At 46.4% G+C, this 9,354-nt stretch carries 9 protein-coding genes, 1 tRNA gene and 1 pseudogene; 6 read left to right on the top strand and 5 right to left on the bottom strand.

Annotated elements, in window-relative coordinates:
- Positions 1 to 270: 270 nt before the first annotated feature.
- Positions 271 to 450, top strand: a complete 180-nt coding sequence (locus tag O9332_RS07210) for a hypothetical protein (protein WP_288024565.1) — start codon at positions 271 to 273, stop codon at positions 448 to 450.
- Between the two features lie 73 nt (positions 451 to 523).
- On the top strand, positions 524 to 1,906 hold the full coding sequence (locus O9332_RS07205; RefSeq protein ID WP_288024563.1) for a flavin monoamine oxidase family protein: 1,383 nt from the start codon (positions 524 to 526) through the stop codon (positions 1,904 to 1,906).
- A gap of 79 nt (positions 1,907 to 1,985) precedes the next feature.
- Here O9332_RS07205 and O9332_RS07200 read toward each other — a convergent pair whose 3' ends face one another.
- Positions 1,986 to 4,511 carry a mannose-1-phosphate guanyltransferase gene (locus tag O9332_RS07200; protein ID WP_002763419.1) on the bottom strand — a complete coding sequence of 842 codons (2,526 nt, stop codon included), beginning with the start codon at positions 4,509 to 4,511 and terminating at the stop codon, positions 1,986 to 1,988.
- A gap of 206 nt (positions 4,512 to 4,717) precedes the next feature.
- Here O9332_RS07200 and O9332_RS07195 point away from each other — a divergent pair, with 206 nt between their 5' ends.
- Complete coding sequence (locus O9332_RS07195) at positions 4,718 to 4,909, top strand: hypothetical protein (RefSeq protein ID WP_043999505.1); 192 nt, start codon at positions 4,718 to 4,720, stop codon at positions 4,907 to 4,909.
- A gap of 362 nt (positions 4,910 to 5,271) precedes the next feature.
- Positions 5,272 to 5,345, top strand: a tRNA-Arg gene (locus O9332_RS07190).
- A gap of 226 nt (positions 5,346 to 5,571) precedes the next feature.
- Here the strand turns inward: O9332_RS07190 and O9332_RS07185 are convergent.
- Positions 5,572 to 5,847 carry a hypothetical protein gene (locus O9332_RS07185; protein ID WP_002763421.1) on the bottom strand — a complete coding sequence of 92 codons (276 nt, stop codon included), beginning with the start codon at positions 5,845 to 5,847 and terminating at the stop codon, positions 5,572 to 5,574.
- Positions 5,848 to 6,234: 387 nt separating this feature from the next.
- Entirely contained in the window at positions 6,235 to 6,783 is a 549-nt protein-coding gene (locus O9332_RS07180; RefSeq protein ID WP_002763424.1) for an RDD family protein, read from the bottom strand.
- Between the two features lie 414 nt (positions 6,784 to 7,197).
- Between O9332_RS07180 and O9332_RS07175 the strand changes: the two genes are divergently transcribed.
- Together O9332_RS07175 and bioF are read left to right on the top strand one after the other, a co-directional pair.
- On the top strand, positions 7,198 to 7,557 hold the full coding sequence (locus tag O9332_RS07175; RefSeq protein ID WP_002763426.1) for a DUF6464 family protein: 360 nt from the start codon (positions 7,198 to 7,200) through the stop codon (positions 7,555 to 7,557).
- 67 nt (positions 7,558 to 7,624) lie between these two features.
- The gene (gene bioF / locus O9332_RS07170; protein ID WP_043999506.1) at positions 7,625 to 8,782 is read left to right on the top strand and encodes an 8-amino-7-oxononanoate synthase; all 1,158 of its coding nucleotides are present in this window, start codon (positions 7,625 to 7,627) and stop codon (positions 8,780 to 8,782) included.
- A 56-nt stretch (positions 8,783 to 8,838) separates the two neighbouring features.
- Here the strand turns inward: bioF and O9332_RS07165 are convergent, their stop codons facing one another.
- Positions 8,839 to 9,045 carry a PIN domain-containing protein gene (locus O9332_RS07165; protein ID WP_002763429.1) on the bottom strand — a complete coding sequence of 69 codons (207 nt, stop codon included), beginning with the start codon at positions 9,043 to 9,045 and terminating at the stop codon, positions 8,839 to 8,841.
- A gap of 183 nt (positions 9,046 to 9,228) precedes the next feature.
- A pseudogene (locus O9332_RS07160) lies at positions 9,229 to 9,354 on the bottom strand (RNA-guided endonuclease TnpB family protein); the annotation flags it as partial.

The following is a 9,354-nucleotide window of genomic DNA, read 5'->3' as shown; positions in this document are numbered from 1 at the left end:
ACTCGATTGTCTATCTTTTGGTATTAACCTGTTGATGCCTTAAGTCCTTCCCTATATGGATTTCAGCTACTTTTGAGCGTAGTTGCTCTCATCGAATTTTATTTTAAGTTAATTATTTGCATAACAATTCCCGAAGAGCCTAAAATTATCCCTATTCTTCTTCCCTCCACACAGAAACCAGAAGAGCCGACAGTCCCACTCTCGAATATTTAACGGCATTTTCAAGGGCAATATACCCGCAATTACTACACCTTTTAGAGCTAGTAAACAATCTATCTAGGGTCTGCTGAAAAATTTTTTCCTGGTGGCTGGGTGTGGGGTGTGGGGTGTGGGGTGTGGGGTTTTACCCATTTTCACCTGGTCAATTACCTAATTTTCAGGGAAAAAGTCCCGGAATTTTCCCCTCAATCACTGCAAGGGTCGGGACTTTTTGAGGTCAAAAAAGTCTAAAAGCCTTATCCAACAAGGTTTTTAGATTTATTCAGCAAACCCTAATTATAAAATATTCTGTGGAGCTAAAATCATGACAAATCTCCAGTGGACTAGCTATGATTGTATCGTTGTCGGGGCGGGATTAGCAGGATTAATCGCCGCGCGTAATCTCCAGAGGCAAGGTCATCAAGTTCTGGTAATCGAAGCGCGAAATCGTTACGGTGGCAGAATGTCTGGTCAATATCTCCCCTCCGGACAGTGGATCGATCGAGGTGGTCAGTGGGTGGGCCCAACCCAAGAGCGTTTTTTAGCCCTCCTCGACGAGTATAAAATACGTCGTTTTCCCTCTCCCAATCAGGGAAAAACCGTCCTAGTCTTTAACAACAAACGCTATGAATTCAATGGTTTTTTTCAAGGTTTCCACGAGGGAGAAGTACCCGATATCGGCGCAGCAGAATGGCAAGATGCGATGTCAGCATGGGCGCGTTTTCAAGAACTAACCAAAACCCTACCTTCAGGTTATCCCCAAAGCAACGATCACACCAAAAAACTAGACAGTAAAACTTTTGCTCAGTGGATTGAAGAAAACACCAGCACAGATTTTGGTCAATGGTATTTTGCTTATATGGCGCGTGCAGTGGGTTTTCTCGGGCCGGCCGAACCCAACCAAGTCTCACTACTGCACGTTCTTTGGGGACAAAATTGCGCCCCTCAGGCCGAACATCCAGAAGCCGAACTGATCCATGGCGGAGCGGGACAAATTCCCGACAAGATCGCGGCGGAGTTAGGAGAGCGAATTCGACTGGGGGAACCGGTTTTTCGCCTTAATTATGACTCGGCCGGCGTGACCGTAGAAACCAGCCAGAATACTTTTACCGCCAAATTTGCCATCATTGCCATGCCGCCCCATCTTGCCGGCCGCATTATTTATCATCCCCCGCTGCCACCCCAGCGAGAACAACTAACCCAACGAGTACCGATGGGATGCTGCGCTAAAGTCCTGATTTCCTATGAGCGACCTTTCTGGCGAAAACAGGGACTAGCGGGACTTGCTCAAGGGAATTGTCAATGGTTGGAACTCTGTGCCGATAGTTCCGATCCCGAAACCGGCGTCGGGGTAATCGCCACCTTTGTGGTTGGCGATCGCTATAGTCGTTGGCGCTCCATGAGTAGTCCGGCGCGCCGTGCCGCCGTCCTCTCGGATTTAGCTATTTATTTCGGTCAAGAGGCCCTTTTCCCGATCAGTTACGATGAGGTGGATTGGCCTGGGGATCCCTGGACTGGTGGCGCATATTCCGCTTTTATGCCCCCCGGAGTCTGGACAAGTTTCGGCGAGGCTCTTTTTACTCCCGTCGGACCGATTCACTGGGCCGGCACAGAAATGGCCGATCGCTGGCCGGGATTTTTCGAGGGAGCGATCCGCACTGGTGAGGCAGCGGCTGATCGAATCGCCTTGCTTTTGCGGGAAAAATGAGCATCTACAGGGCTAGGACACTTTTTAGGTCAAAAAAGTCATCATAGTCAAGTTTCGGGGCTAATAGGGCAGAAAACTCTTAAATCATCACTATTTCGCCCTGGTAATGTTCGACGAAATACTGGACACGATGACGATATTCTTTAATTGTCCGATCGACCCATTCCCGCTGCTCACTGTTAGCATAGATATGCACTAAAGGTTCTCCAGCATCGGGTAAAATCAATACCCAGTCATCATTAAGGGGATTAATCACCTTGACTCCATCGACCAACTCTAGATTAAGATCCGCGTGAGTCTCCACCAGATAGCGCATCAGAGATCCCTTGACTTTCCAAGGACAGCGCACCGCCGTATTCTTATTATAAATGCGCGGTAACTCGGCCCGCACCTGAGCTAGAGAACGTTCCTGAATGGTTAACATCTCCAAAAGTTTCGCCACGCTGAACATGGCATCGAAACCGGGATGTAATTGCGGAAAAATAAAGCCAGTTTGCCCACATCCTCCTAAAACCACATTAGGATTGGTTTGACATCCTTCCATTAAAGCGCTAGGACTGGCTTTTGTCCGCACCACCCGGCCATCGTGACGACGCGCGATCTGTTCCACGGCACTAGAAGCATGAACCGGCACTACCACTGTACCGCGAGGATGGGCGGTCAGAATTGTATTCACCATTAGAGCAGTTAATTGTTCCCCGCGAATCGATAAACCACTCTCATCGACGAGGACTAATTGTTCCCCGTTGGCCGAAACCTGTACCCCTAAGTTCGCTTTCAGGGCCTCCACCACATGGCCCAATTGATGGATTAGTAACTCTCTTTCCTGCATGGAAAGGGCATTCTGACGTAAACTGGCATTGAGAACCACGGCATCACAGCCAAATTTGGCCAGTAATTCTGGTAAAATTGCCCCTGAGACTCCGTAGGCGTAATCAATGACGATTTTGGAGCTACTATTGCGAATAGCCTCTACATTTAGCTGAGTTTCAAAGGTTTTGCGGTAATTATCGAGAATATCAGCCGGATAGGACATACTGCCGATTTCCTGCATTCCCACCCGTCGCAGATCTTCTTTGAAATAGGCCCCTTCGATTTTCTTTTCCCTCGCTTTGGAAACATTAATCCCTTTTTCGTCTAAAAACTCGATTAAGAGAAAATCTGGGCGATCGGGATGAATGCGAACGTGAATGCCACCGACTACGTTTAATTTAGCCACTAAAGTCCGCGAAATCGGTAAAGCATTCGCTTGTAGGTTTTGGATATTCACCCCCACGGACATTAAACCGGCAATCAGCGATCGACTGACCATGCGCGAGACACTGCGTTGATCCCGGGAGACGATTACCGTTGACCCCGGTTTCAGGATGGAACCGTAGGCTGCCCCCAGTTTAACGGCGAATTCGGGCGTGATATCGATGTTAGCGAGTCCCGATACTCCTCGTTGACCAAAGAGGTTTTTATGGGCAGTATTTCCCCAAATCAGGTTAATATTGAGGATGGCTCCCGATTCGATCTGTTTACTCGGCCAGACTCTGACCCCGGAATTGATCTGCGCTTCTTCCCCGACGATCGATAATTGTCCGATCACCGCACCTTCGTGTACCTGGGCCCGTCGATCGATTCTGGTTCCCCTAGCGATCGTACAAGCGGCTAAATTGACCTCATCCCCGATCACCACACCATTCCAGAGGATGGGACGTTTCAGATCGGAACCAGCACCGATGGTGACATTATCGCCGATAACCGAACCCCTCTCGATCAGAACATTTGCACCAACGCGGCAATGATTGCCGATCATGGCCGGGGCCTCAATGTGGGCGCTAGGATCGATATAGGTATTAGTACCGACCCACACCCCGGGGGATTTTTCTCGATAGGGAAATTCTAGGTTAACTTTGCCGGATAAAGCGTCGTATTGCGCTTCTCGGTAGGCCTCCAGATGACCGACATCGCACCAATAACCATCGGCCACATAACCATACATAGGTTCGCCCCTTTGCAGCAGCAGCGGAAACAAATCTTTAGAAAAGTCGGCTTCTTCTTTGTAGGGGAGATAATCGAGGACTTCTGGTTCGAGAATATAGGTTCCGGTGTTGACAGTATCGGAAAAAATCTCGCTGGTGGATGGTTTTTCGATAAAACGGCGAATTCTGCCTTCTTTGTCGGTAATCACTACCCCAAATTCGATCGGATTGGCAACCCGCGTCAGGACGAGGGTTGCTTTCGAGTTTTTACCTTTATGGAATGCGATCGCTTTTTGCAGGTCAAAATCGGTGATACTATCGCCACTAATCACCAGAAAGGTATCATCTAACCATTCGGCAATATTTTTCACACATCCTGCGGTGCCTAGGGGTTGATCCTCCTCCACAGCGTAGGTGATTTTTACCCCAAAGTCGCTGCCGTCTTGAAAGTAGTCGCGCATGACATCGGGGAGATAGTGCAGGGTGGTGATAATTTCGGTAATGTCATGCTTTCGTAGTAAATTAATAATATGTTCGGCGATGGGACGGTTGAGAATCGGGACCATCGGTTTGGGAAGATCACAAGTAAGCGGACGTAATCTTGTCCCTGAACCACCTGCCATTAATACCGCTCGCATAATTTCCTCCCAAGGCTATCTTTTCGCCGTTTTTAAATAGTTTTTCCAAATTATGGCTTTAGTTTCCCGACCTCGATCGAGCCAGTTCCTAACCGGCATTCTAACACCGTCCCCCCGATTCAGAACAATATTTTCTTTTCCCAAGTCGGCAAAACCCAAGCTTAAAATAGGAGATGTGAATTCTCTAAATTCAAGGATGAGATGGCATGAGACTGGTTATTTTTATCTTAATAATTGTTTATGGTGCCGGTGGTTGGAAATTCTGGAATGGGTACAGAAGCACTAATTTTAGTCCCAGTTTACCCAATCGTTTAGCTCTAACGCTGTTCTGGCCGCTTCTTTTGGCTGTTAATCCCGCCTACCGCAAGAATTTTCAAAAAGCCCTCAAGGGCAAATAAAATTAACATACTGCCAATGTCACGGCCATAAAACAGAAAGTGGGTGGGTATCGAGGCGTTTTTTAGCCGATTAGTCGAGATTACCCCCCCAAAAAAAACCCTAAATAGGGTTTGCGGCAAAAAGTTTTTCGTGGGGGTAGGGTGTGGGGTTTTACCCATTTTCAGGTGGTCAATTACCTAATTTTCAGGGAAAAAGTCCCGGAATTTTCCCCCCAATCACTCCAATGGTCGGCACTTTTTGAGGGAAAAAAGTCTAAAAACCTTATCCAACAAGGTTGTTAGATTTATTCAGCAAACCCTAAATAATCCACGGCAATCAACAGTTTAGCCGTGGATGTCTTATCATGGTTAGGGAAAAAATTGGGGTCGTAGCTCAGTTGGATAGAGCGAGTGCCTCCTAAGCACTAGGCCGCCGGTTCGATCCCGGCCGATCCCGCCTTTTTCAGTGATCGGTAAACAGTAAACAGTGAAAAGATGCTGGGAAACTGCTATTTATAGCGCTTTTCACGTTACTGAGGTATCGACAAGTTTTGCCAACAAAGGGCTTAAGCCCCTTGCCCATGCCTCATTCTGATAAAAACTGCTATAGCATCAACCCCATTATCGAAATATTTACGGGCTTAATTAAGCCCGTAGGCACGGCTACGGGCAACTTCTAGAGGTTAGGCTTGATCGCTTCTGTTCTTGTTAATCTGTCGGATGATTTCAATCATTTGAGCGTGTCGATCATCCATTCTCTCTAGATGCCGGTAAAAATCGGCTTGAGTCTCATAAAAATCTGATTGTGCGCTTGCTATTCGAGCTAGGTAATCGTAAAGCCCTTTTTTCTCCTGTTTCCGTTCCTCGCGGTCACTAGCGACGGCATCAGCTAGGGCTTGAATAGCGCGAGCGTTCGATTCCACTATTCTCTCGATCCGCTCTAATCTGTCTTCTGACATTTTGGTAAACTCCTAATAGACTAATTCTTGTCCCCCACCGATGCCCGTCGGATGGGGGAATAACTTTAATTATGGGCTTTTCGATGCCAACGCTGATCCGATTTCCTAAATTCCCACTGTAATGCGATCTCATCAGGAGTCTTAATCTTTCCTGACTATTACCAAGTCAGGGAGACAAAATCAAGGGTTTTCCCGTTACAGGAAAACCCACATATAGCACTTTTCACGTTACTGAGGTATCGACAAGTTTTGCCAACAAAGGGCTTAAGCCCCTTGCCCATACCTCATTCTGATGAAAACTGCTATAATACTGCTCACTTAAAACTCAAAACTTAAAACTGATCACTGATAACTGATAACTGATAACTGATAACTGATCACTGATATTTATCTTCTCATTCTGCCCTTAATTTGATACCAAAGCCTTCTTAAACGTAGATCGAGAGAAAAACCCCGACGGGTGGGAATAACAATCGTGCCACCGATGCGATCGTGGAAAGCTCGGTTCAATTGTTCATCGCCGATCGCCATACCACAATCGGCGAAAAGGGGCGAAGATAGTAAAATCAAACTTAAAGGATTGCCAAAAAAAGTATTTAACCCTAGCATCATTAAAGCTGCCCCCCCACCAGCGATCGCCTCTCTTTTGCTTAACTCCAAAATTCCGGGTAAACGCTGAAGTCGTAGATCGATGATCTTCATATCCAAGGCCCAACGGCCTAAACTCTGACCCTGATTCTGCGCTACCAATAACACCCGCAAACACCACCAGATCAGGAGAAAAAGGAAGAATTGCAGTACAGGTGTACCGTTCGCAAAGGAGCTTAAAAACCAGATCGAGGCAAAGTCGATCAGGAAAGCATAGGCGCGACGATCTAAGGGAATTTTCGGAAATTTTTGCGGTAGATTATCTTCAGGCGGGATGGGGTAAACCATAAAAGACCTCTTGTAAAAATCAAAAATTGTTGTGAGGGTTAGGAGTCAGTAGCCAGTAGTCAGTAGTCAGGAGAATTAAGAATGAATAATAATTAGTTAAATAGTCTATTTACAGACTTTATGCCATTTAGTCCTTATTTTTGCAGTTTTTGAACCCTGAAAAATTAATTATGCAAGAGATTTAAAGTAAATTCTCGGAAAAATCCTGCGGTTTATCTTCCACTTTAATCGGGAAATTGGCAATTCTAGGATATTTGTCTCTTGTCTTTTTTCTCCCCCCGTCTCGGAGTCTTCTGTCTGGGGGTCTCCTCACCTAAGGTCAGATTTTTGATTTTTGCAGGAGATATAATTATTAATCGACTCGGAGATCTAAGCTACCATTGAGCAAAGGTAGCCCAGAATACAGGGATAATCATGGAGCAAGATTCATTAACAACGGAGGTTATTCTGACCCATCCGCGGCAAAGTTTGGGAGAGATACAGTTGGATTGGATGCCACAACCGGGTAATTATTTGGCCTTAAAAGGACAAACCTATGCGGTTTTGGAACGTCACCACCAGTATCAATACAAGATTGGTGGCTATTGTTTACGCAAAATATCCCTTTATGTACAAACTGCTCCCACCCCTAACGAAAAAAGTTTGATTGAAGGACGTTGGGTGATGGGGGATGCTAGTTGTCGTTTTAACGCCAGATCCGAACTGTTGCGCTGTGCGATTAACCCCCCAGGTCCCTGTCAAGATTGTCGTTTTTACGAAACTATTAACCCTTAAAAGAGCCTTTTTTCGGCAACAATCTGGCTATTTTCCCCTAGCTAACCGCTATATTGATCAATCGCCTATGAATCATCCTTACTCTTGGATTGAGGATAGCTTAAAAACCCTCCATCGGGCCGATTGGTATCGAAGGGTTAAAACCATTCAAGGCCGGGGCGGAGCCGTTATAGAATTAGAGGGTCGATCGCTGCTCAATTTTGCCAGTAATGATTATCTGGGATTAGCAGCCGATGAAAGAATGATCGCGGCAGCCATAGCAGCGACACAACGCTATGGAACCGGAAGCACCGGCTCGCGTCTATTAAGTGGACACCGAGATCTTCATCGAGACTTAGAATTAGCGATCGCATCTTTTAAAAATAGCGAAGACGCGATCGTTTTTAGTTCGGGATATTTAGCCAATTTGGGGACAATTACCTGTTTAGTGGGGCAGAAAGACCTGATTTTAGGCGATCAATACAATCACTCTAGCCTCAAAAATGGAGCCAAGTTAAGCGGTGCCACGGTGAAAGAATACCGGCACAATAGTCTCGAAGACTTAGAAAATCAGCTATTAGCCCACCGTCATCACTATCGTCATTGTTTACTGCTCACTGATACAGTGTTTAGTATGGATGGGGATATCTGTCCCCTAGCGGGAATTCTCGCTCTAGCCGAGATTTATAATTGCATGGTTTTGGTGGATGAGGCCCACGCTACCGGGGTTATGGGGGAAAATGGCACAGGTTGCGTGGAATATTGTGGTTGTCAGGGACGGGAATTAATTCAGATGGGAACCCTGAGTAAAGCTTTGGGCAGTTTAGGGGGGTATGTGACCGGAAACGCCAAAATTATCGATTTTATCCGCAATCGCGCCGCCACCTGGATCTATACTACCGGTTTATCCCCCGCCGACACCGCCGCCGCTAGAATGGCTTTAGAGATTATTCGTCTGGAGCCGGAACGTCGCCAACGCCTACACCAAAATATTAATTTTGTCAAGAGTAAATTAAATAATCTTAATATATTGCCTTCGGAAGCGGCGATTTTATGTTTACCGGTGGCCAATCCGGGTCAAGCCCTAGAATTATCGCAAAAACTGCTAGAAAAAGGGATTTTTGCCCCCGCAATTCGTCCTCCTACCGTTCCCACCAGTCGTCTGCGATTTACTGCCATGGCCACCCATAGCCTCGCCCATCTAGAGGTTCTTGTTCAGTCTATTGGCGAATCTTTCTCCACATAGAGAAAAAGTTTTTCGTGGGAAGTGGGGTATGGGAAACGACTTATGATGCGGCAGGTTTAGGGACTCTTGAAAGGATTGACAATTTTCAGCCCATCAATGTCTGAATACCCAAAGTCTTCTGTATAGAGAGTTTCGACGTTTGCTTCCAAACAAGCAGCAACCACCATCGAATCCCAATGAGACAAACTAAAACGGATCATCAAGTCCTCAGCACGATTAATCACAGCCCAAGTTGGCAAAGCTGTGTACCAAACCTGTTGCAAATCTCGAATGTACTGATAGGCTTGCGCTCTGTCATACCCAAATGGCTCAAGTTTGCGGCTTGCCGCTAAATATTCGCAGGCAACCTGCCAAATTAAAACTCCCTCTGTCAGATTAGCTACTAGAGAAGCTGCGATTGCCTGCTTACTAGGATAACGCGAATCATTGACTTGACACTCCCCGCTCTAAAGAGACGGGGATTCTTGGTTCACAGAGATTACTTGCTTAGACAGAATTGCTTCTGAAAAAGTAGAGGTATTCTCTCCCCAAGCGTTTATTGGATCGAGCCCAAAGGTTCCGGTATGCCCTAC

This window comes from Microcystis sp. LE19-10.1B, from assembly GCF_027530565.1.
Classification (GTDB): Bacteria; Cyanobacteriota; Cyanobacteriia; order Cyanobacteriales; family Microcystaceae; genus Microcystis; species Microcystis aeruginosa.
This window is presented reverse-complemented; position numbering and strand designations above follow the sequence as displayed.

Coding starts and splice junctions, on each gene's coding strand:
- O9332_RS07180 (WP_002763424.1), bottom strand. CDS start 6,783: ATGGTTTACCCCATCCCGCCTGAAGATAATCTACCGCAAAAATTTCCG.
- bioF (WP_043999506.1), top strand. CDS start 7,625: ATGAATCATCCTTACTCTTGGATTGAGGATAGCTTAAAAACCCTCCAT.
- O9332_RS07205 (WP_288024563.1), top strand. CDS start 524: ATGACAAATCTCCAGTGGACTAGCTATGATTGTATCGTTGTCGGGGCG.
- O9332_RS07195 (WP_043999505.1), top strand. CDS start 4,718: ATGAGACTGGTTATTTTTATCTTAATAATTGTTTATGGTGCCGGTGGT.
- O9332_RS07200 (WP_002763419.1), bottom strand. CDS start 4,511: ATGCGAGCGGTATTAATGGCAGGTGGTTCAGGGACAAGATTACGTCCG.
- O9332_RS07185 (WP_002763421.1), bottom strand. CDS start 5,847: ATGTCAGAAGACAGATTAGAGCGGATCGAGAGAATAGTGGAATCGAAC.
- O9332_RS07175 (WP_002763426.1), top strand. CDS start 7,198: ATGGAGCAAGATTCATTAACAACGGAGGTTATTCTGACCCATCCGCGG.